This is a genomic window from Mongoliitalea sp. (assembly GCF_054166905.1).
In genome coordinates this window covers 48474-72851 of record NZ_JBSZCK010000004.1, presented here as the reverse complement: position 1 = coordinate 72851, position 24378 = coordinate 48474, and the positions used below count along the sequence as shown (strand labels likewise).

17 protein-coding genes and 2 riboswitches are annotated in these 24378 nt (G+C 40.6%); of the genes, 13 read left to right on the top strand and 4 right to left on the bottom strand.

Annotated elements, in window-relative coordinates:
- Positions 1–17 precede the first annotated feature (17 nt).
- The 4 genes from omp85 (at position 18) to ACXIUD_RS01175 (ending at position 5333) form a co-directional block, all read left to right on the top strand.
- Positions 18–1523 carry an Omp85 family outer membrane protein gene (omp85, locus tag ACXIUD_RS01190; protein WP_458050816.1) on the top strand — a complete coding sequence of 502 codons (1506 nt, stop codon included), beginning with the start codon at positions 18–20 and terminating at the stop codon, positions 1521–1523.
- Between the two features lie 159 nt (positions 1524–1682).
- Positions 1683–3146, top strand: coding sequence for a pyruvate kinase (locus ACXIUD_RS01185; protein ID WP_458050815.1), 1464 nt, complete (start codon positions 1683–1685; stop codon positions 3144–3146).
- A 6-nt stretch (positions 3147–3152) separates the two neighbouring features.
- Positions 3153–4088, top strand: a complete 936-nt coding sequence (queG, locus tag ACXIUD_RS01180) for a tRNA epoxyqueuosine(34) reductase QueG (protein WP_458050814.1) — start codon at positions 3153–3155, stop codon at positions 4086–4088.
- Positions 4089–4163: 75 nt separating this feature from the next.
- Positions 4164–5333 carry a hypothetical protein gene (locus ACXIUD_RS01175; RefSeq protein ID WP_458050813.1) on the top strand — a complete coding sequence of 390 codons (1170 nt, stop codon included), beginning with the start codon at positions 4164–4166 and terminating at the stop codon, positions 5331–5333.
- A gap of 37 nt (positions 5334–5370) precedes the next feature.
- Here the strand turns inward: ACXIUD_RS01175 and ACXIUD_RS01170 are convergent, their stop codons facing one another.
- A complete protein-coding gene (locus tag ACXIUD_RS01170; RefSeq protein ID WP_189584052.1) occupies positions 5371–5559 on the bottom strand; it encodes a hypothetical protein in 189 nt (62 codons plus the stop codon).
- A 117-nt stretch (positions 5560–5676) separates the two neighbouring features.
- Between ACXIUD_RS01170 and ACXIUD_RS01165 the strand changes: the two genes are divergently transcribed.
- The 3 genes from ACXIUD_RS01165 to ACXIUD_RS01155 are packed head-to-tail and all read left to right on the top strand — an operon-like array spanning position 5677 to position 9574.
- Positions 5677–7128 (top strand): BatD family protein, encoded by a 1452-nt coding sequence (locus tag ACXIUD_RS01165; RefSeq protein WP_458050812.1) that lies wholly within the window; start codon positions 5677–5679, stop codon positions 7126–7128.
- Positions 7128–8204, top strand: coding sequence for a chorismate synthase (gene aroC, locus ACXIUD_RS01160; protein WP_458050811.1), 1077 nt, complete (start codon positions 7128–7130; stop codon positions 8202–8204). Before ACXIUD_RS01165 ends, aroC begins: the two co-directional genes overlap by 1 nt.
- 17 nt (positions 8205–8221) lie before the next feature.
- The gene (locus ACXIUD_RS01155; protein ID WP_458050810.1) at positions 8222–9574 is read left to right on the top strand and encodes a dicarboxylate/amino acid:cation symporter; all 1353 of its coding nucleotides are present in this window, start codon (positions 8222–8224) and stop codon (positions 9572–9574) included.
- A 226-nt stretch (positions 9575–9800) separates the two neighbouring features.
- Here ACXIUD_RS01155 and ACXIUD_RS01150 read toward each other — a convergent pair whose 3' ends face one another.
- From ACXIUD_RS01150 to ACXIUD_RS01140, 3 genes are all read right to left on the bottom strand, one after another.
- Positions 9801–12197 (bottom strand): 7TM diverse intracellular signaling domain-containing protein, encoded by a 2397-nt coding sequence (locus ACXIUD_RS01150; protein ID WP_458050809.1) that lies wholly within the window; start codon positions 12195–12197, stop codon positions 9801–9803.
- Between the two features lie 311 nt (positions 12198–12508).
- Positions 12509–13111, bottom strand: coding sequence for a DUF2179 domain-containing protein (locus ACXIUD_RS01145; protein WP_458050808.1), 603 nt, complete (start codon positions 13109–13111; stop codon positions 12509–12511).
- 377 nt (positions 13112–13488) lie between these two features.
- Entirely contained in the window at positions 13489–14382 is an 894-nt protein-coding gene (locus tag ACXIUD_RS01140) for a TIGR01777 family oxidoreductase (RefSeq protein WP_458050807.1), read from the bottom strand.
- Positions 14383–14488: 106 nt separating this feature from the next.
- Positions 14489–14556, top strand: a riboswitch (Fluoride riboswitch).
- A gap of 44 nt (positions 14557–14600) precedes the next feature.
- Here ACXIUD_RS01140 and ACXIUD_RS01135 point away from each other — a divergent pair.
- The 6 genes from ACXIUD_RS01135 to ACXIUD_RS01110 all read left to right on the top strand — a co-directional run bounded on the left by ACXIUD_RS01135 (position 14601) and on the right by ACXIUD_RS01110 (position 24129).
- Positions 14601–15899, top strand: coding sequence for a voltage-gated chloride channel family protein (locus ACXIUD_RS01135; RefSeq protein WP_458050806.1), 1299 nt, complete (start codon positions 14601–14603; stop codon positions 15897–15899).
- 197 nt (positions 15900–16096) lie between these two features.
- A complete protein-coding gene (locus tag ACXIUD_RS01130; RefSeq protein WP_458050805.1) occupies positions 16097–18904 on the top strand; it encodes a M16 family metallopeptidase in 2808 nt (935 codons plus the stop codon).
- A 118-nt stretch (positions 18905–19022) separates the two neighbouring features.
- Complete coding sequence (gene pnuC / locus ACXIUD_RS01125; RefSeq protein ID WP_458050804.1) at positions 19023–19640, top strand: nicotinamide riboside transporter PnuC; 618 nt, start codon at positions 19023–19025, stop codon at positions 19638–19640.
- A complete protein-coding gene (locus tag ACXIUD_RS01120; RefSeq protein ID WP_458050803.1) occupies positions 19633–20172 on the top strand; it encodes an AAA family ATPase in 540 nt (179 codons plus the stop codon). Before pnuC ends, ACXIUD_RS01120 begins: the two co-directional genes overlap by 8 nt.
- A 135-nt stretch (positions 20173–20307) precedes the next feature.
- Entirely contained in the window at positions 20308–21372 is a 1065-nt protein-coding gene (locus tag ACXIUD_RS01115) for a fatty acid desaturase family protein (protein ID WP_458050802.1), read from the top strand.
- A gap of 124 nt (positions 21373–21496) precedes the next feature.
- A riboswitch (TPP riboswitch) is annotated at positions 21497–21593 on the top strand.
- A gap of 139 nt (positions 21594–21732) precedes the next feature.
- A complete protein-coding gene (locus tag ACXIUD_RS01110) occupies positions 21733–24129 on the top strand; it encodes a TonB-dependent receptor (RefSeq protein ID WP_458050801.1) in 2397 nt (798 codons plus the stop codon).
- Positions 24130–24378: the final 249 nt, after the last annotated feature.

The following is a 24378-nucleotide window of genomic DNA, read 5'->3' as shown; positions in this document are numbered from 1 at the left end:
CAATAAACTATACTATCATGAAAAAGCTTTACACGATTGTTTTGCTAATGATGATTAGCTTACATGTAAGCGCTCAAACCGAAATGACTACGCAGCAAATGCTACTGCATAAAAATGCTGACCGCTTGTCAATAATGGATACCTTGGAGTTACCATTCGAGATTTCTTCGGATAAAAGGCTCTCCAAAGAAGATATCCTCAACAAAAAAGAGGGATTCTTTGTGACAGGATTGCCAAGATTTGAATTCGATCCGATTCGTGGATTCGGAGTTGGAGGAAATGTGTTTTTCTTTCAAAATAGAACCAAAGAAGACCCCTTCTTTTACTATACGCCTTACAGATATAGTATCAATTCAGAGCTCTTTGTTTTTGAAAATGGCCGAGTTAAAGCAGCTATAAATTTGGACGTTCCATATGTATTTAACTCCAAGTGGAGGTTTAGAGCAGATGCGGTATTTTGGGAAGACCCGAATGCACAGTACTGGGGTATTGGCAGACAATCATTGAATCCATTGAGTTTTGCTGACAAATCAGAAGGTACCGATGGCTCTCTTCGAAGATTCAACAGGGTAAATGATTATGAAGATAACCTGAGAATTGCAGTCCCAGCAGCCAATGGAGGCTTCCTGACGGATACGCACTTCAATCAGTTTATACAGCGAGAGAAACTCTTCAATTTCTTGGGTGAGCGGGTAGAAATGGGAGGAAAGCTTAGAATCATGTTTGGTTATGAGATGCTATTCACGGCTTTTGAAGATTACACAGGTAAAATCGCTGAGGAAGCGTTTTTTCCTAATGGTACGGCCGTGGAAGCTGTGCAGCGTCCTACCCTAGCCAACATTCAGAAAAATGATGGAACATGGGATCGATTTAATTTAGCAGGCTTTGAAGATCGTTTCCAGTTTACCAGCATGTTGGCAGGAGCCTTGATTTATGATACACGAGATTTGGAGCCTGACCCAAGCAAAGGAGTTTTCTTACAGTACTCCCATGAGTATTCTGCACCTTGGCTAGGTTCTGATTTCAACTTCAACAAGTTTATGGTGCAAGGCCAGTTTATCCATACTTTCCATCGCTGGAAAAATGATCGGAACCGTTTGACATTCGCAGGTTTGGCGGCTTTTGGACACATCTTTGGGCCAAAGATTAATTTTATTGAAATGTGGGATTTGTCTTCCCAAGCCGAGGCCGGAGGAATTCTAGTACTTGGAGGGGGTAGATCACTTAGAGGATTTAGAGAAGCAAGGTTTTTGGCACCAACAGTTGGGCTAGTGAATTTAGAAATGCGTGCGCGATTACATGACTTCAATGCTTTTAATCAACACTTCGCTTTAGGCATCACACCATTCTATGACTTTGGTACGGTATGGGAAGGTATTCGGGACGTGTCTTTAACAGAATTTAGAGGAGCGCCAGGGATTGGTGGCCGAATAGCATGGAACCAATCTACAATTCTTCGGTTGGATTATGCTCAAAGTAGAGAAGGAGGACAGTTCTTCTTCGGATTTGGGCATATTTTTTAAGACTTATGCCAATGAGTGGTTGAAATACTTCATAAAAAGCAGCTATTTTGAGACTTATGTGTCGGAATAGCTGCTTTTTTATGGATTGAAAACTTAACATCGCTTTCTTTTTCCTTCATTTTTTAATGGTTAAATTCGGTCTCAATAAACCCGGTTTTTATGCAGTCCAGCGATTTGGATTTTATTCAAGCACAACTCGCACAGATTGAGGAGTTGATGCATCAGGCTACCACCGAACGTGAATCCTTGATTCAACAAATCCACCCTTCCCAATTTTATGCTGCTAAAAACTTGCTGCATTACCTGGTTTTGAGAACAATCGATATTCGAGAGTTACAAATTTTGCTCCATATTTATGGGCTTTCTTCCATTGCCAGTTCGGAAAGTCACGTACTGAGGCAAGTGCAATCCATTCAGGAGCGGCTTGGAAGAGTGTATGATGATATTGATGCTGTTTCTTTTTCCCTAAGTAATTTACTGATCAAACAAAAGAGCGAAAAACTTTTTGGGAAAAAGAGGGAAGCAGAAATCCCAGCCTTGATGGTCACTTTTGATAGTCACTTTGCCAGTGATTATACGTTGGTAAAGAACTTGCTGAAAGGTGGTATGGGAATCGCTCGGATTAATTGTGCCCATGATGACGAACAGGTGTGGAGGAGCATGATTCAGCATATCAAAAATGCCAGCGAAGAAACAGGCATAGACTGCAAAATTTACATGGACTTAGCCGGTCCAAAGATCCGTACAAGACTCTTGGGTAAAGGTAAGGATAAAGGCAAAGTGAAAGTAAAAGAAGGGCAATTGATCTGGATGGCTGAGTCAACCGAGGGAATCCCCAAAGGAGAAGTGGTTATCAGTCCCAATGAACCGGGTATCGTAGAAAAAATTCGGGTAGGGGATCGGGTGTATTTAGATGATGGAGTCATTCGATGCTTGACCGAAAAAGTCAAGAAAGGTAAGGTTGGATTGCGCATTACCCGAGTATCCAACCCAAAATCGCAGATAAAAAATGAAAAAGGAATCAATTTCCCTGATACTATTTTGGATATTGACTCTTTGACGGATTTTGATCGCTCTTGCCTGCCTTTTATCGCAGCTAATGCAGATTTGATTGGCTATTCCTTCGTTCGTAAGCCAACAGATATTCAGGAATTGAGAGCGGAGTTTCTACGTATCGGCGCAACTATCCCGGGATTGATTATAAAAATTGAAACACCGGAAGCAGTGAGGCATTTGCCTGATTTGCTTTTTGAAGGAATGCGGGAGCCTGAATTTGGTGTAATGATCGCCCGAGGTGATTTGGCTGTAGAAATTGGATTTGAGCGCATGGCGGAGATTCAGGAAGAAATTTTATGGATTTGTGAAGCAGCGCATGTACCAGTAGTATGGGCTACACAAGTACTCGAAACATTAAACAAGTCAGGTATCGCCACACGCTCGGAGATCTCGGATGCCGCTTTGAGTGCCGGAGCCGAATGTGTGATGCTCAATAAAGGGCCGCATACCATCAAGGTTTTGACTACCTTGAAAGATATTTTGAAAAGAACTTCCTCCCATCGTGCCAAAAAACGCTTTACCTTTAGACCCTTAAAGATCGCAGAACGGTTTTTAGAAGCCACTTAAAAAAAAATGCAATTACCTCAACAACGCTATGCAGCACTCATCAAGAAACAAGCCCAAGAGTTGGGCTTTGACTATTGTGGGATTGCTAAAGCGGAATTTTTGGAGGAAGAAGCTCCTAAATTAGAAGCATGGTTAAACAAAAATTATCATGGTCAAATGGCCTATATGGCCAATCACTTTGATAAGCGACTCGATCCGCGTCTTTTAGTGGATGGAGCAAAGACAGTCATCAGTTTGGTGTATAATTACTACCCTGAATCCAGATTACCCGAAGGTCCAGATGATTTAAAGATTGCCAAATATGCCTATGGACAGGACTATCATTATGTCATCAAGGACAAGTTGAAACTCTTTCTGGAATATTTAAAAGAAACTATTGGAGAAGTCAACGGCCGCGCCTTTGTGGATTCAGCTCCCGTAATGGAGCGTCAGTGGGCACAAAAATCGGGGATTGGCTGGCTAGGAAAAAACAGTCTGTTACTTACCCGAGGTATGGGGAGTTTTTTCTTTTTGGCGGAACTCATCATAGACTTGGAAGTCGCACCTGATGCACCCATGGTCAAAGATTATTGTGGTACCTGTACCCGCTGCATTGATGCCTGTCCTACGGATGCTATTGTAGGGAATGGTGTAGTCGATGCTTCCCGTTGCATCTCTTATTTTACGATCGAGTTAAAGGATGCTTTGCCAAATGAATTCAAGGGTAAATTTTCTAATTGGATGTTCGGTTGTGATATTTGTCAGGATGTATGTCCTTGGAACCGTTTTTCAAAACCCCACCAGGAAGAACATTTTTTACCAACAGGCGAGCTTCAACAAATGGATCAACAAGCATGGATGGAAATCACAGAAGAAACCTTCAACAGGGTTTTTCCAAAATCAGCTGTTAAACGTACTAAGTTGGCTGGTTTACAGCGAAATATTGACTTTTTGAAAGCTTGATAAACTTTGGTTAAAAAAACGCATTCTCACCAAAGCGGAGTAAAAAGCTGTAAATTTGTCGTACACAAGCCAGCTATGAAGATAATTGAAGTAAAAAAACCAGAGGATGAGCTCTTGTTTTTGCGAGCCCATCAAGTGATCAATGAATCCAACCCCCACTGGATTCAGCCTTTGGATAAGGATATCTTAGAAGTTTTTGATCACAGAAAAAACAAACTGCTCAAAAAAGGAGAAGCCAAGCGATGGATTTTGGTCGATCCGAAAGGGCAACCTATTGGAAGAATAGCAGCTTTTGACAATTCCAACTACAAAAATAAAGGAGATAAATTTCCAGTTGGAGGGATTGGTTTTTTTGATTGCATTGATGATCAGCAAGCAGCAAACCTTTTGTTTGATACAGCGAAAACATGGCTGACGGAAAAGAAGTACGAAGCCATGGATGGCCCTATCAACTTAGGGGATCGAGACAAATGGTGGGGTTTGTTGGTGGAAGGATTTGAACCTCCCATATACGGGATGAATTATAACTGGCCCTATTATCAGCAGTTATGGGAGTCGTATGGCTTCCAGGTATTTTACAATCAGATTTGTTGGGGTCTTAGCGTGTCTTCTGATGCGCATCAATTATCTGAAAAGTTTTACAAAGCCCATCAAAAATTTTCGCAGGATCCTGATTTTGAAGTTCGTCATCTTCGAAAAGACCGGTTAAAAATTTTTGCAGAAGATTTGGCTACTGTTTACAATGCTGCGTGGGCTCAGCATGAGGGCAATAAGGAGATTAAGCCTAGTCAAGCGCTTAAGCTTTTGCAGTCCATGAAACCTGTATTGGATGAGAAACTGATTTGGTTTGTCTACCACCAAGGAAAACCTAAAGCGATGTGGATCAACCTTCCGGATGTCAATTATTTTATTAAAGATTTGAAGGGGAAATTTGGGATCATACAAAAACTCAGGTTTTTATTAAAAAAATTGTTCGGGAAAAACGAAAAGTTTGTTGGTCTTGTATTCGGTGTTGTTCCTGAGTTTCAGAGTACAGGCATAGATTACTATATGATAGTGGAGGCGGAAAATCAAATCAAGCCAAGCCGCTCCTACAAATACTTGGAATTATATTGGCAGGGGGATTTTAATCCAAAGATGTTGAATATCTCCAAAAATTTGGGAGCCAAACAAAATCGAAAATTTATTACATATAGGAATCTATTTGATCAATCAAGGCCTTTTGAGCGGCATCCGATTCTTTAAAAAATGTTAAATAAAAAAGGGCTGATCACAGCCCTTTTTATGCATATGCTACGAAATATTTATTTAATACCGGTTCATATCTACCAGAGAAATTACGATAGCACCAGTCTCTAAATTCTTCTATTTCACTGGCCATGAGTAGGTTAAATGCTTTTTTCAGCTCTTTCTCGAAGAGCCGCTTGTCAAAGCTGACTTTGGTTAGAATTGTTTTTACATACTCTAGCATAGGTCAAAGAATTATGGGTTTATAACTTCAATTATTCGGGTATACGTTATGTAATTAGGTTTGTTGCGTTTGAAATATAGACTTAATTTGCGAATCCTAAGGTACCATAAAGAAAATATGCCTCGATTATTCATTCTCCGCCTCATTGCTCTATGTTGTTTGTTCTTTTCCTTGACTGCTAAAGCTCAAGAAGTAGTGATCGAATTAGGTAGTGATGAAATTGCATTAAATGAAACCTTTAGTATCAAGGTGACTATAGCCAATGATCGTATTCGCTCCTATGATGAATTTCCGGATATCTTAGGCTTCACTAAGCAAGGGATTACACAATCATCTTCTATGAATGTGATCAATGGACAAGTCAGTAGTACCAATAGCATCATTCAATACTATAAACCTACACGTAAAGGAGAGTTTACCCTTTCCAGATTTTCTGTAAAAATCAATGGTTCGGATTACAGTAGTCCGGGCAAAACGATCAAAGTAATTGACCCTAGGCCTGCGCAGCGACAGTCTAGTGTATTTGATGCATTTGACAACCTTTTTGGAGGAGGCACGGGGACCCGAGAGGAGCCTGAGTTTATTGAAATCGAAGATGATGCGTTTTTTGCTTCATCGGTAGATAAAAACGAGGTGTTTGTTGGAGAAGCTGTGAATATCAGTTTGGCCTTTTACATGTCTGAGACTAACCAAGCTCCTTTCCAGTTTTATGAGCCAGGTAGGCAATTGGATGAGATTTTAAAGAAACTCAAACCTAGCAATGCTTGGGAGGAGAATTTTAATATTACCAATATTCAGCCAGAGCGTGTTACTTTCAATGGTAAGAATTGGACAAAATACAAGGTCTACGAAGCTACATTTTATCCATTTTCAGCGGGAGAGGTTACTATTCCATCGATCGCTTGGGAAATGATTAAATACAGAGTGGCAAAAAATCCCACATTCTTTGGGAGCAATCGCTTGGAGGACTTTAAAACCTTTTATTCTTCTGCCAAGTCCATCAAGGTAAAACCACTTCCTCCTCATCCATTAAGGGATGAAATCAGCGTTGGTATTTTCCAATTGCGGGAAAATATTTCCCAACTAGATGTTGAAACAGGCCAAGGTTTTACCTATAATTTTTCCGTAACGGGAGAAGGTAACATCAATTCTGTATCTCCACCTAAAACAAAGCAGATTCAAAAACTCAACACATACGACCCGAATGTGCGCCAACAAATCAATCGAGGCATGGGGAAAGTGACTGGTATCAAAGAGTTTAGCTATTATCTCACCATTAATGAACCTGGAGAGGTGGCTTTAGCTAATCATTTTGAGTGGATTTATTTTAATCCTGTATTGGCAAAATATGATACATTAAGACCTAAAGCGGTCATCAATGTCACTGGTGAATCCAAAGTCAATCAGGCAATTTCCAATCAACGATTGGGAGGAATTTACGATTTGATACCTATTGAGAGCAATAAACTTTTATACGAGCGATATAAGTATTATTTTTCCATCTCGATCAATATTTTATTGCTCGCTTCGGTCATTTTGTTGGCCTTTTTGATTGTAAAGAAGAGATAATGGGGAATAGTTTCGGAAAAATATTTAAGATAAGTACGTTTGGTGAGTCTCACGGATTGGGCTTGGGAGTGGTGATAGAAGGTTGTCCAGCGGGCTTGGAGATTGATGAAGACTTCATCGTCCAGGAAATGCAACGAAGAAAGCCCGGACAATCCAAAATCACTACCCAACGAAAAGAAGAGGATGAGTTCAAAATCCTTTCAGGAGTTTTTGAAGGGAAATCTACTGGGACGCCCATAGGAATGGTCATCATGAATACTGACCAAAAAAGTAAAGATTATGGGCATATAGCCGATAAATTTAGACCTTCACACGCTGATTACACCTACTTTGAAAAATACGGCATCCGCGATTACAGAGGCGGTGGGAGAAGCAGTGCACGGGAAACTGCTGCACGGGTAGCGGCTGGGGCTATTGCCAAACTAATGCTGAAACACTATGGCATCAGTATTCAGGCATATGTCAGCCAAGTAGGCAGTCTTACTTTGGAACAGTCTTACCAAGCATTGGATCTTTCCAAAACGGAAGATAACATCGTCAGGTGTCCCGACCCTCAAGTTGCAGAAGAAATGATCAGCTTGATTGATGAGGTCAGAAAAAGCAGAGATACTATTGGCGGGGTGGTGAGTTGTGTGGCAAAGGGAGTACCGGCGGGGTTGGGAGAGCCTGTTTTCGACCGTTTGCATGCAGAGTTGGGAAAAGCCATGCTAAGCATCAATGCCGTCAAAGGATTTGAATACGGTAGTGGTTTTGAGGGAGTCAAAATGAGAGGTTCTGAACATAACGATGCCTTTTATCAAGTTGGTGAACGAGTCCGTACTCGAACCAATCACTCTGGAGGAATTCAAGGTGGAATTTCCAATGGAGAGGATATTTATTTCAAAGTGGCTTTCAAGCCAGTTGCCACCATCATGATCGATCAGGAATCAGTCAATGAAGGCGGAGACTCGGTGACCGTTTCCGGCAAAGGAAGACATGACCCTTGCGTAGTACCACGAGCAGTACCGATTGTAGAGGCAATGGCTGCACTAGTATTAGCTGATTACCTGCTGATCAGCAGAACCAATAAACTTTAAAAAGTAAACCCAACAGTATGTTCAAGAAAATACCCTTACACACCCAAATCATCATAGGATTGGTTTTAGGTTTAGTTTTTGGTCTTGTGATCATTCAGTTTGGTATTTCACCACAGTTTACGGTGGATTATATCAAACCCATCGGGACTATTTTTATCAATTCCTTAAAGATGATTGCAGTGCCGTTGGTGTTGGCATCACTGATTGTAGGGGTTGCTAACTTGGGAGATATTTCCAAGTTGTCACGTATTGGTGGAAAAACGATTCTTGCCTATTTAATTACTACAGTTGTAGCAATTACCTTGGGTTTATTGTTAGTCAATATCTTTGAACCAGGAGAAAAATTACCTCAGGAAACACGAGATAACTTAATGGCCCAATTTGATTCGCAAGCAGGGTCTAAGGCCGATAAAGCAGCTGAAATCAGAGATGCGGGTCCTTTGCAGCCAATTGTGGATATCGTACCTGAAAATCTCATTGCAGCAGCAGCCAATAATGGAAGTATGCTTCAAGTAGTATTTTTTGCGATTATTGCTGGGATAGCTTTGTTACAGATTTCTAAGGATAAAGCGAAGACATTTACGGATTTCTTTGACGCTTTGAATGATGTAATCATCAAGATTGTGGAGTATATCATGATGATTGCACCTTATGGGGTCTTTGCCTTGATGGCCTCCCTGATAGTAGAAATAGCTGGAGATAATCCTGATTCTGCGGTTGAACTGTTGTTGGCTTTGTTGAAATATACCGTGATTGTTGTAGCTGGATTGGCAATGATCATATTTGTAGTCTATGGGACAATTCTTAAGTCCTTCACCAAAATCAAATTCTTTGATTTTTTGAAAGCCATGCGTCCAGCTATGTTATTGGGTTTTTCTACTTCTTCAAGTTCTGCCACGCTTCCAGTGACCATGAAAATTGTGGAGGAGGAAGTGGGTGTTTCGGAAGAGGTGAGCAGCTTTGTATTGCCTTTGGGGGCAACGATCAACATGAATGGTACCAGTTTGTATCAGGCCGTAGCTGCTGTCTTTATTGCACAGGCTTTGGGGATGGATTTGACCATATCCCAGCAGTTGACGATTGTATTGACAGCTACCTTGGCGGCGATTGGTTCTGCGGGTGTACCAGGCGCTGGTTTGATTATGTTGATCATCGTATTAGAAGCTATTGGTGTACCTGGCGCGGGAGTGGCTTTGATTATTGCTCCTGATAGGATCTTGGATATGTTCCGTACGGTGGTCAATATCACGGGTGATGCTACGGTCTGTGTGGCTGTTGCTTCCACAGAAGGAGAACTACCGGATGGTTTGATAAGGGCTTCCAATCCTTTTACACCGAGTGCCGAGGAATTGAATTTGAAAGAAGAGTAGATAGAAGCGAGCCTTTCGACGTACTCAAGGACCGAGAGGAGAAGCGAGAAGCGAGAAACAAGAATCAAGAGCCAAGAAACAAGACAGATTCTGGTGTTAGAGATAAATCCGGCTCTTTTGTTTTTAAACATGGATTGCTGCTACTCGAACTTAAATCTAAAATCTAAAATCTAAAATCTAAAATCTAAAATCTAAAATCTAAAATCTAAGATCTTAAATCTTAAATCTAAAACACACCCGATACATCTACTTCCTGAAGGTACAGACATTGTTGGACTTTGGAATAGAGTTCATCTTTATCGACTGGTTTGGTCATGTAGTCGTCCATACCTACTGCTTTCACTTTTTCCTTTGCCTTATCGGTTGCATCAGCTGTTACCGCGATGATGGGGATTTGTTGATTTTTTGAGCCAGCCTCTCCGTTTCTGATCGCTACAGTTGCCTCATATCCATCCATTTCGGGCATCTGAAGATCCATCAAAATCAAGTCCACCTGAGCTGCTTGTAATTTTTCAAGCGCCTCGATTCCATTATTGGCAATATCAAACGTTGTGTTTTTCCACTTTCTTAAGATAGCCTTCATGACTACCTGATTCACAGGATTATCCTCTACTATTAAGATATGCTTGCCTTGAAGGTCATTGTTTTCAGGGATCCTTGTTATAGCTTGGTCAAGTTTCTTTTTAGGTAATTTAAAGTTTAACTGCATCACGACTTTTGTTCCTTTTCCTTTGGTACTATGGATTTGGATGCTGCCTTGATACAGTTCAATTAGCGCTTTTGCTATGCATAATCCTAGTCCAAAGCCTCCAAATTTCCGTTTATCGTCGATTTGTTCTTGTATGAAGGACTCGTATATTCTATCCAATTTTTCTTGTTCTATACCTACTCCTGTATCGGTGACAGTTATAGTCAAGTCTACTGAATTATTGGATCCTGAATCGGATTGAATGCTTAATTTGACATCTCCTTCTTGCGTGAATTTGATAGCATTGTTGAGGATATTGAGGAGAATCTGTCGGATACGTGGTTTGTCTCCTATAATCAAGGCTGGTAATTGATTAATTTCCTCATATATGAAATTAAGATTTTTATCTTTAGCCTTGTTAGCTGTAATTGTTCTTAGTTCTTGGATAATTTTTCCAACTTCTACAGGGCGTTCTTCCAGTCTGAGTTCTTTCTTCTCGATATTCGAATAGTCCAAGATATCATCAATAGCCGATAATAGTCCCAAGGAAGAATATTGAATGACCTCCAGATCGGATTTGACTTTGGGGTCTTGTGTCGTCTCCATGATGGATTTGGATAGTCCTATGACGGCATTCAAAGGAGTCCTCAGTTCATGACTGATATTGGAAAGAAAAAAGGATTTAATCTCATTGGATTCTTGAGAACGCTGAAGTGCAATTTCCTGCATCTGTTCTTTTTCTGACTTCAGAATTCGGATTCTGTTTGCCATGGATAGCGAAAGGAATATGATTTCCAGACCAGTTCCAAATTTGGAGGCATTTTCTGTAACAAATGAATTAGGAATAACACTAAAGTTGTTCAGGATAAAAATGAAGAATCCTGCAAAAAAGAAAAAAAGACCTGTGCTAAAAAAAGCATCTGGAGCTGCTTTTTTGCGATAGGCTGTAATGATCGTTGCAATGATTAAAAATAAAAGGATAACACCTAAAAGATTTACCAAAGGGTAATAAAATTCCAAACCAGTTGAAATAAAGAAAATGGCTCCAATCAATGTAAGTAAGGAGATATGGAGACCATTGTAAACCCTGTATAATAATGGACTAAAGTTTTTTACTTTCATAAAAATCTGTACATATCTGCCAAATGCCAAGGCTGAAAACGCTGCTGCAATCAATACAGCATTTCTGGAAAGCCAACCTGCTCCTGGAGTGAAATATTGAAAAAAGTAGCCGTCTAATGAAAGGTGAAGCAAGGCTATTGAAAGTACATAAACGAAGTACAGGAGAAAACTTTTTTCTTTGATACCAAAGTAAAAAAAGAGGTAGATGGCACCGGTAAGCAACAAGATGCCATAGAAAATCCCAAAAACAAGTTGGTCTTTGTAAGAGGTCAAAACCAAGGAAGTAGCACTATGTAATTCCAGTGGAAGGTTAATAACTTCTCCGTCACTTTGATACTGCACGTAGAAATCATAACTTTTTCCAGATTTTAATTCGATCGGAAATATCATTTTCCTATGAGGAATGGGCTTGGTGTCAAAAGGAAGTAAATCTCCATTAACTTGGGAGAAGATGGCTCCAGTTTCATCCACTTGATGTAATTCAATGATGTCCGTGATCGGTCTTCCTGTTTCAAAAAATAGGCTAAGATCTCTGCCAGCATTATTTTCTAGTGTAAACTTAAGCCAATAATTATCTTTAGTGAAGCCAAGGTTGGAATTAGGACCGGTAATTGCGTCAAACTTTAGTGTATCCTGAATGGATAGAAACTTTTGGATAGTATACGATGCATTTCCCACATTGCTGATGCTTGCTGCTTCATAGATGGATATGGATTGGAGAAAGTCGTCTTTATCCAAGGTTAATTGGGCTTTCCCTTCCAAGGATATAAACATTAGACAGGCGACCCCTATCATTCGGTAAATGAAATGCATATTTTTCATAATTAAATGCGGGTAAGGTAAGTGCAACCAATTACGAAAGCGGGTTGTTTATTGGATTTTATTAAGGGTAAAAAAATGTATGTCGTAATCAATAATATGTTTTAGGAGGCAAAGAGCCATGGTGAGTGGTTATTGGGATTTTGTGTATAGGAGCAAGGGAAAGGAATTGAATGGTAACTGCTTTACCTAGCTGAATGCTATTTAGCAGCCACTTCTTTGGGATACTTGCATCAACCTTTGCTAGCTTTGCTGTTTAAAAAAATCAGCATTCAATCCGCTCCATCTCCTGTATCTGTTAGAGACTATTTCCGGAGTCGGCTCCACACTTTGGTGGTGAATCGTGGGCGATCCTCCATGACGTTTAAGTCATCTTCACTAACACGTTTCACACTTTCGATGGTGTAGAAGGCTTTATCGTTGAGGGATTTTACTTTTTCTATGTAGGCTTGTAAGTCTTCTCGCTTCATGACGGTAAACAATAAGTTTACTTTTCCATACCGACCCTCTGCACCTACACTTGTGAAGCGGAAGTTTTTGTCTTTCATATAGTCGATCAACTCTGGCATTGGGGTTGGGGTGATGACCCGTACAAGCACTCTACCCAAAGCCAGTTTTTCCTCTAAGGTCATCCCTACAAATGTTCCCATAGCAAATCCTCCTGCATAGGCTATGTATGACATCGGGTTATTGATATTTTGAAAAATCTGTCCGATAGCCAATAACCAAATCATGGCTTCAAAGAAGCCTAAAATAGGAGCTACCTTCTTTTTTCCCGAAAGCACAAACATGATCCTCAAGGTATTGATAGATACATCCATCACCCGTGCGCAGAAAATCAGCAGGGGCATGATGACAAAATCAAAAATATCTTTGGGTATACCTAGGCTTAGAAAATACTCTTGCATGGGGGCTCAGTCATAGTGAGCCACAAAGGTACGGGCTAATTATTTGCTTAAAAAATTAGACTTTAAAAAAATGGTTTCACGCTACGCCCGCAACGATTATCGCAACGAGCGCAAGGTCTTGCTACCAACTCTGCGCTCTCTACGCTTACCTTTGTGTCCTCTGCGGTTTTTGTTGCCACGAACCTGCTTGCATCAGGCAAGTGCAGTAATAACCACAGGTATTTTTTGCTGACGCAAATTGGTATTGGACATCACCATCCATTATTTCAATTTATTTCAACCGTATTTCCACCTTATTTCCATCGGAGGGGCATCCCTAATATCTACCAATCCCGAGGATCGGGACAAGTTAGCCAATATCTAGCAATATCAACTAATTACTGATAAATCTTCTCCAACGCCGACTCCAAATCAGGATACCTGAATTTAAATCCTTCTTGTTCTATTTTTTTAGAAGAAACTTTATTGCCTCCCAAGACCATTTGAGCCATTTCTCCCAATGCTAGCTTCAATCCAAATCCAGGAACACCAAAATTGATGAAGAATTTACGGGCTTTTTTGGCTGCTTTTTCGGTGAGTTCGGCATTGGTAGCTGGCTTGGGTCCCACAGCATTATAGATTCCCTGTACCTTTTCATCCTCTAGAGTAAATACAAACATGCGAGCTAAATCATCAATCTGAATCCAGCTCATCCATTGGTTGCCCGAACCAAGAGGTGCTGCCACGGGTGGTTTCATCATTTCTTTGAGTGCCCCTCCGTTTTTATCCAAGACAATGCCTATTCTCAACATGACTGTTCGAAGCCCGATCTTCTCTAACATTTTCACTCGGTTTTCCCAAGCGATGACCACTTGAGCCAAAAAGTCTTTACCGGCTTCACTTTCTTCCGTCTGCAAAACATCGCCTGTATTGAAACCATAATAGCCTACAGCTGATGCTGAAATGAAAACCTCAGGTTTAGCGGTAGCTTTTTCGATGGCATTGTACAGCATTTGGGTTGAAAGCGTACGGCTTTCAAGGATGGCACGTTTTCTTGCATTAGACCAGCGTTTATCAGCCACTCCTTCACCTGCCAAATGAATGATCGCATCAGCCCATTCAATAGCTTCAGCGTCTATTGATTGTTTATCTACATCCCAAAAGAAGGATTTTTGGGCATTTTTCGCTGGGCTTCTACTCAGCCAGGCGACTTCATAGCCTTTCTTTTCTATGAGTTGAGTAATTTTTTTGCCTACGAGACCAGAACCGCCGGTGATAAGGATATGTTTCATAAAGGTTGGGTACTACAGATATAAAAGGGATTTTCTCGAAAGATTGTTTCTATTTTATTCAAAATTTAATCAATTGGAAGGATTTTACCCAAAAACACCTATTTTTGTTTTTGATGGTGATGGGGTTCCACCAATAACCGCACTTTTTCTTGTGCTGATGACTCCTACTCTAACGAAAAAATTGAATAGCCGTTTGGCCCAAACACCATTAGTTAGCTATGTTGGAGAGGATATCTGCATTTTCAAGCTTCAAATCTTTTGTAAGTTCTGAGTTTGTACCAAATTTTTGGTTTTTACTGAAATGGTTGGTCATTGCCAGTTTGATTGGCTTTTTGGCTGGATCAGCTTCTGCCTTTTTTTTGGTTTCTTTGGATTGGGTGACCAACTACCGGGAAGCCAATGTATGGATCATTGCTTTGCTGCCCCTAGCAGGATTACTGATTGGTTGGACATATTACAAGTATGGAGCATCTGTAAGTAAGGGTAATAATCAGTTATTGGAAGAATTTTATCAGCCCAAGGAAACTATTCCTTTGAGAATGGCTCCATTGGTCTTATTTGGTACCTTGGCAACGCACCTTTTTGGAGGTTCTGCCGGCCGAGAAGGTACAGCAGTTCAGATGGGGGGAGCCATAGCGGACCAATTCACCAAATGGTTTACCCTTACCAAAGAGGATAGAAAAATTTTGATCACTATAGGTGTTGCGGCAGGTTTTTCATCTGTATTCGGTACGCCATTAGCGGGAGCTGTTTTTGCTTTGGAATGGTTGATTGTGGGTAGAATTCGCTATGAGGCTATTTTACCGGCCTTTATTGGAGCCTATGTGGCAGATTATGCCTGTGCTGAGTTTTGGCAAGTGCATCATACTCATTATGCCATAACGGAGGTTCCGGCTATTTCGATGGTGAATCTCTTGTGGTTGATTCCTGCAGGGATTTTATTTGGTCTAGCCGGTAGATTGTTTGCAAAAGCCTGCCATTTTTGGGGAGATCTCTTTCAAAAATACATCAGTTACCCCCCTTTGAGACCGGTCATTGGAGGTGTGTTAGTGGCATTAATTGTTTGGGCAAGTGGCACCACCAAGTACATTGGGCTGGGAGTGCCTACGATTGTGGATGCCTTTGAACAGACCTTGCCTTGGTACGATTCCTTAGCCAAAATCTTTATGACTTCCTTGACGCTTGGTGCAGGATTTAAGGGAGGTGAGGTGACTCCTTTGTTTTTTACAGGTGCTACACTTGGCAATGCCTTGTCCATGGCCATTCCCTTGCCTATGTCTTTATTAGCAGGAGTTGGTTTTGTGGCGGTCTTTGCTGGAGCTACCAATACTCCACTTGCGTGTACGCTAATGGGCTTGGAGCTTTTTGGTACGGAAGCAGGTATTTTTATAGGACTTGGCTGTGTCTTGGCGTATTTATTTTCAGGACATGCAGGGATTTATAATTCTCAGATTATAGGTAGTCCTAAAAGTTTGAAGCAGGCAGAGCGGAAGGGGAAGAGGATTGGAGAGGAGTAGTTTTTTCGTGTTATTGGTAGAATGAGAGAGTGATATATGCGTTTTCTTTGGGTAACTATAGTAAAATATAAATTGAAATAAGGCTACAGTTGAACTTTAATAAGGCTTTTAAATGTGAATTTTCCTTAAAAATACAAAATTAAAAATCCTTCCTTCAGTCAAGTTTCCTATTTTTAACCATTCAATTTTCAAAACACATGAATTTCAAAAAACTAGGATTGCTGATCGGCTGCTTGCTGATTGTCCAAACAGTCGTTTTTGCACAAACAAATTTACAACAAGAAGTACCGCTTGATCCACGCGTTCGAACAGGCACACTTGCCAATGGCTTGGTGTATTATATTCAACAAAATCCTAAACCCGCTAATAAGGTAGAACTTCGCTTGGCAGTCAATGCAGGATCTATATTAGAAGATGAAGATCAATTGGGGTTGGCGCATTTCACGGAGCATATGGCTTTCAATGGGACTAAGAATTTTGAGAAAAATGAATTGGTTTCCTATCTACAATCCATTGGTGTATCCTTTGGAGGTGATTTGAATGCATACACAGGATTTGATGAGACGGTCTATATTTTGCCTATTCCTTCCGATGATCCAGAGAAGTTACGCTCGGGTTTTCAAGTGTTGGCTGATTGGGCAGGAGGTGTGTTGATGAATGAAGAGGATATCGATGGTGAGCGAGGCATTATTGTGGAAGAGTGGCGGACGGGCCAAGGCTACAGTCAGCGGATGCGGGATCAGTATTTGCCAATTTTGCTACACAATTCCCAATATGCAGATCGCCTACCCATCGGAAAGATGGAAATCGTGGAGAACTTCGAATACGAAACTATCCGACGTTTTTACAGAGATTGGTATAGACCCAATAATATGGCTATCGTAGCTGTTGGCGATGAGGATCCAGATAAATTAGAAGCGTTGATTAAGGAATTTTTCTCAGAATTGACGAATCCTGCCAATGCACCTGAGAGGATTGCTTTTGAAGTACCAGCACATCAAGAAACCTTTGTAGCAATTGTCACGGATGATGAAGCACCAGGCATTCAGCTTCAATTGTTTTACAAACACAAAGCCTTGCCTACGCAAACTATCCAAGATTATAAAAACTTTTTGATGCGTACGATTTATTCTGGAATGCTTTCCCAGCGCTTGGATGAAATCAGGCAAAAGCCTGATGCACCTTTCATTTTCGCCGGAACAGGCTATGGTAATTTTGTGCGTGACTTGGATTATTTCTCCGCCACAGCGGTAGTGGCCCCTGGAAAAGCGGCAGCTGGTATTCAGTCTTTGATTGAAGAAAATGAGCGAGTTGCCAAACATGGTTTCACCCAAGGAGAATTGGATAGGGTTAAAAGCAGTTTACTCAACAGTGCGGAACGTGCCTTCAAAGAAATGGACAAAGCCGAATCCCGAGCCATTGTAGGGAGATATGTCAATCATTATTTGGAAGGAAGATTTGCTGAAGGAGAAGCTTGGAAGTACGAGTTTTATAAAGAAATCCTTCCTCAAATCACCCTAAAAGAAATCAACGCCCTTGCCAAAGAGCTGGTACGTGACGATAACAGGGTGGTTGTGGTTATGGCACCTAGCAACCAATTAGAAACGCTTCCATCCCAGGAAGATGTATTGGCCTTGTTTGATAAAGTTGATCAATTAGACTTGCTTCCTTATGAAGAAAAATTATTGGCGGATCAGCTGCTCACTAATTTACCGTCACCTGGGAAAATCACTGAGGTAGTAGCGCATGGATCGGTGGAGGTTCAAGAATTTGTGTTATCCAATGGAGCTCGAGTCTTTGTGAAGTCCACAGATTTCAAAAATGATGAAATTCTTTTCACGATTCGAGGCAACGGCGGGGTTTCAGTGTTCGGAGATGAGGATCATTACAGTGCTAGCTATGCAGGAGTGATGGTCAATACTATGGGTGTTGGTGATTTTTCACCATCTGATTTGAGAAAAATGTTGGCTGGTAAGACGGTTTCAGTCACTCCAAATATTGGGACCTATTCACAAACAATCGGAGGGGCAACCAGTCCAAAGGATTTGGAGACAACCATGCAGTTGATTCATTTATATTTTACAAGTCCTCGAAAAGATGCAGAACTTTTCCAAGTCTATGTGGATAACCAAAAGACACAACTAGCATCAGCACAGGCAAATCCTGATTTTCAGTTTAGTGTAGCATTGAACAAGCTAATTGCAAATAATAACCCAAGAGCCCTCAGCATTTATGATCCTGCCGATTTAGATAAAATCAGTGTGGAAAGGGGCTTAGAAATCTACAGGAATCGGTTCAGCAATGCGGCGAACTTTGAGTTTTACTTTACAGGTAACATTGACATAGAAACCTTCTTGCCTATGATAGAGCAGTATTTTGCTAGTTTGCCAGGGGATATTTCGAGTGTGGATAGCTTTAAAGATTTGGGTATCCGGCCCCCGAAAGGACGATCAGAAACCATTCGTGTAGGAACAGACGAAAAGAGTCAAGTGATATTATTTTTCTCCAATGAACACGCCTATGATAGGGCTTTGGCCAGCGATGTTTCTTTTTTAGGAGAAATTCTCACCATTAAATTGATTGAAAATCTACGGGAAGAAATCGGGGGTGTTTATGGAGTAGGTGCTAGTGGAAGCATGACGAATCAGCCAGTCGGTCAATTGAGTTTCTCCATTTCATTCCCATGCAGTCCGGATATGGTAGAGAAATTAACCGCTGCGGCATGGGCTGAAGTCAAGAAAATACAAGAAGAGGGACCGACGAAGGAAGACTTGGATAAGGTCAAGGAAAAAAGGAGAATTGCCTATCAGGAAAATTTGAAGCGAAACAATTATTGGAATGGGCAAATTGCAGCTGCCAGACAATATGATTTCCCATTCGAAAGTCTTTTGGAAGCGGGAAAAAGCATTGAAGCAGTTACTCAGGAGCGTGTACAGCAAATTGCTCAACAATTGCTTACCAAAGAAAATCTATTGGAGGTCATCAAATTGCCTTTAGAAAAGTAGTGTTTTCATGCTTTTAAAGCATGTAGTAGTTACAGTGGTTGATAGTAACGCAATATCTTTTTCGTTACTTCAACCACTTTTTCTATCATCTTCCCAATTTTCTACCTTATTTCGCTGTATGGATATTCAATGGATTTGGCAAGGTATTCTAGATGGCTTGGCTGAGATGACTTTATTGGAGGTGGTTGCCGTCTTTTTTGGTATTGCCTCGGTTTTTTATTCTATCAAAAAGAACATTCTTGTTTTTCCTACGGGAATGATTTCCACCATTATCTATGTTTACATCTGCTTGAAATATAAGCTTTATGCAGATATGGGCATCAATGCTTATTATTTTGCCATGTCCATCTATGGTTGGTATCTGTGGAGTAGACCAATTGAAGGAAAGGAAGAGTTGCCGGTAACTTGGTTATCCACCAAAGGCATTATTCAATCCGTAGGATTATTTTTGGTTTCTTATGGCGTGCTTTACACCGTACTTTTCAATTTCACCGATTCAGATGTACCCTATTGGGACTCTTTTACTACATCATCAGCATTTGTGGGAATGTGGTTGATGGCAAAGAAGAAAGTTGAAAACTGGATTGCTTGGATCATTACGGATATTGTTTCGGTCCCATTGTATTTTTACAAAGGCTTGATGCTGACATCTTTCCAGTTTTTGTTTTTCACAGTACTAGCCACGATTGGCTTAATCGAATGGATGAAAACTGCTAAAAAAGTACAGCATGCTTAAGAAAGTGGTTATTATAGGTCCAGAATCCACTGGTAAAAGTACACTAGCCCAACAGCTTGCAGACCATTTTGATTGTTTATGGGTGGAAGAGTATGCTCGGGAGTATCTTAAAAACTTGGATAGACCGTACGAGTTTGATGATTTGCTAAGCATAGCTCAAGGACAGCTATCTTTGGAAGATAGATTAGCCGCTCAATCTGATGAACTCCTAATTTGTGATACTGATTTACATGTGATTCAGGTATGGTCGGAACACAAATATGGAAAGGTGCATGAATGGGTAAAGCAACAAATAGAAGACCGGAATTATGACTTATATTTATTGACGAATATAGACATTCCTTGGGAGGATGATCCTCTGAGAGAGCATCCTGATCCAGAGATGCGTTGCCATTTTTTTGAATTATACAAGCAACTTTTAGAAAAGTCGCCAACATCTTTTAACATTATATCAGGCTCTTCTAAAGAGCGTTTGGAAAGTGCAATCAAGACTGTGAATGGTCTGTTTGCTCAAGGATTGATCACCAGATAAGCACATATTCTCTCTCATGCTTGTAGGCTTCGACTTGGAATTATCCAAATTTGTCCTATCTTTATAGCAGAATGTATCATAATCCTTTAGTTTATTTTGCATTCTGATTAACTAATTATCCCCCATTTATTACACATGCGTCCCCCAAGGTTTAGTACGGCATCTACCTTTCATGCCGATTTAAAAGAAAGGATCAAAAACTACTTTATTGAAAAAAACATTAACCCAACAGGCAATTTCTCACTCTATTTCAAAGCAGTGGTGATGGTTGTGGCATTCGTTTTTATTTACATCCATCTAGTGTTTTTTACTCCATTTTGGCCTTTTGCCATATTAGAAGCGATTATTCTAGGAGCCTTGACAGCCGGCATTGGATTCAATGTCATGCATGATGGAGCTCATGGAAGTTTCAGTAGAAAAGGCTGGGTCAATGAATTGGCAGGTATTTCTATCAATTTCCTTGGAGCTAACGTCTTCATGTGGAAAACCAAGCACAATGTCGCCCATCACTCATTTACCAATGTAGATGATCATGATGATGACCTGAATGCAGGCGTTTTTCTGCGATTAGGTCCAACTCAAAAACGCTATAAAATCCACAAGTATCAGCATCGCTACTTTATCTTCATTTACTCTATCTTGTATTTTTATTGGGTGTTTTTCACCGATTACAAGAAATATGTCACCAGGAAAGTTGGTGAAACGCCTATCAAAAAAATGGATGTGAAAGAACATATCTCATTTTGGGGTTTTAAAGTAGTCCATTTATTCCTGTTTATTGCTTTGCCAATCTACATGATGGGATTTTTGCCTTGGTTAGTGGGTTTCCTGCTTTTCGGGTTATCGACTGGAGTTATTATGAGTGTTGTCTTTCAATTGGCACACGTATTAGAAGAGACCTCTTTCCCTGTTCCTGATAAGGCTACTAACAAATTGGAAGATGACTGGGCTATTCATCAGTTGAAAACAACTGCTAATTTTGCTACCAGAAACAAAATCTTATCATGGTTTATTGGAGGGCTAAACTTTCAGATTGAGCATCATTTGTTTCCAAATATTTCTCATATTCATTATCCTGCCATTTCTCAGATTATCAAGCAGACTTGTCAGGAATATGGCATTCCTTACATAGAGCATCCAAAAATGAGAGTAGCGTTGGCTTCACATGTCAATCATTTAAGACATTTGGGTAGGAATTGATATCTTAATTGAAGCCACTAACAGTTAGCCTGTTCCTCTTCATAGGGACAGGCTTTTTTTATTCACTATCATAGGGAGCTGAAATAATATTTGGTTTTTACCCGTAGGCAATCTAGCTTTGCTCGCAGATCATGAGGGGTGCCTTAAAATTACGGGCTGAGATCATACCCACAATACCTGATCCGGGTAGTGCCGGCGAAGGGAAATGAGTACAACTGAATACACGTATTACAAAATAATAGCTTAGTTCTATTGTTGTGCGCGCATGTCTGCGTGTGTTCAGATCGGGTAAACAAACGGAAAGAAAAATCGCCCCTAGATTTTTCTATGTTTAACCAAAATACAAGTTGCATAAGTATCATGAAAAAAATTTATTCGCTGTTGCTCTTGTTGAGCATCACAAGTTTTGCCCTTGCACAATCTGCAGTGAAAGGGGTCGTCCAAAATCTATCTGGGGAGCTACTCCCAGGTGCTAACGTGGTTTTGACAGGGACGGGTAGAGGATCTACCACCAATCTCCAAGGAAAATTTGATATCCGCAATATCCCTGCAGGGGATTATTCCCTAAGGGTGAGTTTTATGGGCTATGAACCTGTTACGCAAGAAATCACTGTTCCTATTAGCGATGAAATTACTATAACCTTGAGTCCAAGTGCCATTCAAACAGAGGAGTTTATAGTCTTTGCTACTAGGGCTGGCGAAAAAACACCTACCACATTTAGTAAAGTCAGTAAAGAAGATATCGCTCGCTTAAATCTTGGACAAGATATCCCAATTCTACTCAACTTTACTCCATCTGTTGTGTCTTTCTCAGATGCCGGTGCTGGTGTGGGTTACACGGGGCTGCGAATTCGTGGTTCTGATCAAACACGTATCAACGTAACCGTTAATGGGATTCCTTTAAACGATGCGGAGTCTCATGGGGTATTTTGGGTCAATATGCCCGACTTTGCTTCTTCTGTGGATAACATTCAGATACAGCGAGGGGTTGGGACCTCTACCAACGGTGCTGCTACTTTTGGTGCGAGTTTGAATATTCAGACAGATACAAGACAGGATGAAGCTTATGCTGAAGTGGATAACTCCTTTGGTTCATTCAATACCCGTAGGCATATGGTCAAAGTGGGAACTGGATTGATCAATAATCGCTGGGCGTTTGATGGAAGGCTTTCTCGTATTAGTTCTGATGGATACATCGACCGTGCCTCTTCAGATTTGCGTTCCTATTTTCTATCGGGTGGATATTACGGTGAAAAGCATGTGGTGAAAATGAATGTCTTTGCTGGTGCAGAAGTAACTTACCAGGCTTGGGAGGGCGTTCCGGAAAATCTTTTGCGTACCAACCGTACCTTCAACCCTTATACCTACGATAATCAGGTAGACGACTACAAACAATCGCATTATCAATTGATTTATACAGGTGAATTGGGAGTGGGTTTGAAAGCTAACGCAGCTTTGCATTATACCTATGGTCGTGGTTTTTTTGAGCAGTTTAGAGCAAATGACCGTTTAAGCAGGTATGGATTGCCAAATTTGGTGATTGGTGGCGAAACAATTTCTCGCATGGATATCATTCGTAGAAGATGGTTGGACAATGATTTCTTCGGAGGAGTATTTTCCTTAAACTATGTCACAGAGGATGCGAGATGGGATATGACCTTAGGTGGGGGTGCAAACCGTTATATAGGAGATCATTTTGGAGAGATTATCTGGATGCGGTTTGCAGGACCTGTGAATATCCGTGATCGCTATTATGACAATGTAGCTATCAAAGATGACATCAATATCTATGGAAAGGCTACGTATCAGGCTACTGATAAATTGTTTTTATTTGGAGACCTTCAGGGAAGATGGATTGATTACAGCTTTGATGGGATTAATAATGATTTGAGAGATGTGACCGGCGAGGTGAATTTTGCTTTCTTCAATCCAAAAGTAGGGTTTACGTACCAGGTTAGTCCTGGAAAACAATGGTATGCGTCCTATGCTGTGGCCAATAGAGAACCTGTCAGAAGAGATTTTACGGACTCTCCGATTATTGACAGAGCGCCAAGACACGAAAACTTGCAGAATATCGAAGCTGGTTACCGTGTTCAGACCGGGAAATTCACATACAATGCCAATTTCTACTACATGAAGTACCGCGACCAATTGGTGTTGACTGGTCAGTTGAATGATGTAGGAGCCTATGTCCGTGACAATGTGGATAACTCTTATCGCATGGGTATTGAGTTAGATGGTGCATATAAGTTGACGGACAAGTTGACAGTGGCGGCTAACTTGGCCTTGAGCAGAAATAAGATTGATGAATTTATTGAGTACATAGACGACTTTTCTACAGCAGAATTTAGACAGGAGATGATTGTGCATACGAACACAGACATTGCTTTTTCTCCGAATGTAGTGGCGGCGGCAATTGTGGATTATAGACCTTTCAAGGGTTTTGAAATGTCTTTGATGAATAAGTATGTGGGCAGACAGTTTTTGGATAACACCCAAAATGAAGCACGCTCTCTGAATGCTTTCTGGACTTCCGATTTGAGATTTAACTATGCCCTAAGACCACGGTTTGTAAAAAATATGGAAATCACGGTCTTGGTGAATAACATCTTCAATAGATTGTACGAGCCCAATGGGTATACCTTTAGCTATTTCTTACCAGCCGAGGCGATGGGTGGCAGAGAATTGGTCACAGAGAACTTCTTTTATCCACAGGCAGGAACCAATTTCTTAGCAGGGGTGAAGTTTCTGTTTTAATGTAGCGTATTATTTATAGTCCATATCCCGCAAGAGTGTTATTCGGATGCTTTTGCGGGATTTTTTATGCTCGCGGAAGGCGCAGAAGATAAGGAAAGTTTTTAGACACACATTTAGAATGTGATTTTTGCGGATTGACACAGATGTTTTTTGGCTGAAAAAAATAACCATTAGCTTTTTTACTCGATTTCATGCAAAGCTAAAAATATTTCTAAAACCAATTTGAGTGTCAGAATAGCTTGAAATCAG

Excerpts from the sequence above, each read along its gene's own strand:
- ACXIUD_RS01165 (WP_458050812.1), top strand. The coding sequence starts at position 5,677 with ATGCCTCGATTATTCATTCTCCGCCTCATTGCTCTATGTTGTTTGTTC.
- pnuC (WP_458050804.1), top strand. The coding sequence starts at position 19,023 with ATGGATATTCAATGGATTTGGCAAGGTATTCTAGATGGCTTGGCTGAG.
- ACXIUD_RS01115 (WP_458050802.1), top strand. The coding sequence starts at position 20,308 with ATGCGTCCCCCAAGGTTTAGTACGGCATCTACCTTTCATGCCGATTTA.
- ACXIUD_RS01140 (WP_458050807.1), bottom strand. The coding sequence starts at position 14,382 with ATGAAACATATCCTTATCACCGGCGGTTCTGGTCTCGTAGGCAAAAAA.
- ACXIUD_RS01120 (WP_458050803.1), top strand. The coding sequence starts at position 19,633 with ATGCTTAAGAAAGTGGTTATTATAGGTCCAGAATCCACTGGTAAAAGT.
- omp85 (WP_458050816.1), top strand. The coding sequence starts at position 18 with ATGAAAAAGCTTTACACGATTGTTTTGCTAATGATGATTAGCTTACAT.
- ACXIUD_RS01155 (WP_458050810.1), top strand. The coding sequence starts at position 8,222 with ATGTTCAAGAAAATACCCTTACACACCCAAATCATCATAGGATTGGTT.
- ACXIUD_RS01110 (WP_458050801.1), top strand. The coding sequence starts at position 21,733 with ATGAAAAAAATTTATTCGCTGTTGCTCTTGTTGAGCATCACAAGTTTT.
- queG (WP_458050814.1), top strand. The coding sequence starts at position 3,153 with ATGCAATTACCTCAACAACGCTATGCAGCACTCATCAAGAAACAAGCC.
- ACXIUD_RS01170 (WP_189584052.1), bottom strand. The coding sequence starts at position 5,559 with ATGCTAGAGTATGTAAAAACAATTCTAACCAAAGTCAGCTTTGACAAG.
- ACXIUD_RS01135 (WP_458050806.1), top strand. The coding sequence starts at position 14,601 with ATGTTGGAGAGGATATCTGCATTTTCAAGCTTCAAATCTTTTGTAAGT.
- ACXIUD_RS01130 (WP_458050805.1), top strand. The coding sequence starts at position 16,097 with ATGAATTTCAAAAAACTAGGATTGCTGATCGGCTGCTTGCTGATTGTC.
- ACXIUD_RS01175 (WP_458050813.1), top strand. The coding sequence starts at position 4,164 with ATGAAGATAATTGAAGTAAAAAAACCAGAGGATGAGCTCTTGTTTTTG.
- ACXIUD_RS01145 (WP_458050808.1), bottom strand. The coding sequence starts at position 13,111 with ATGCAAGAGTATTTTCTAAGCCTAGGTATACCCAAAGATATTTTTGAT.
- ACXIUD_RS01185 (WP_458050815.1), top strand. The coding sequence starts at position 1,683 with ATGCAGTCCAGCGATTTGGATTTTATTCAAGCACAACTCGCACAGATT.
- ACXIUD_RS01150 (WP_458050809.1), bottom strand. The coding sequence starts at position 12,197 with ATGCATTTCATTTACCGAATGATAGGGGTCGCCTGTCTAATGTTTATA.
- aroC (WP_458050811.1), top strand. The coding sequence starts at position 7,128 with ATGGGGAATAGTTTCGGAAAAATATTTAAGATAAGTACGTTTGGTGAG.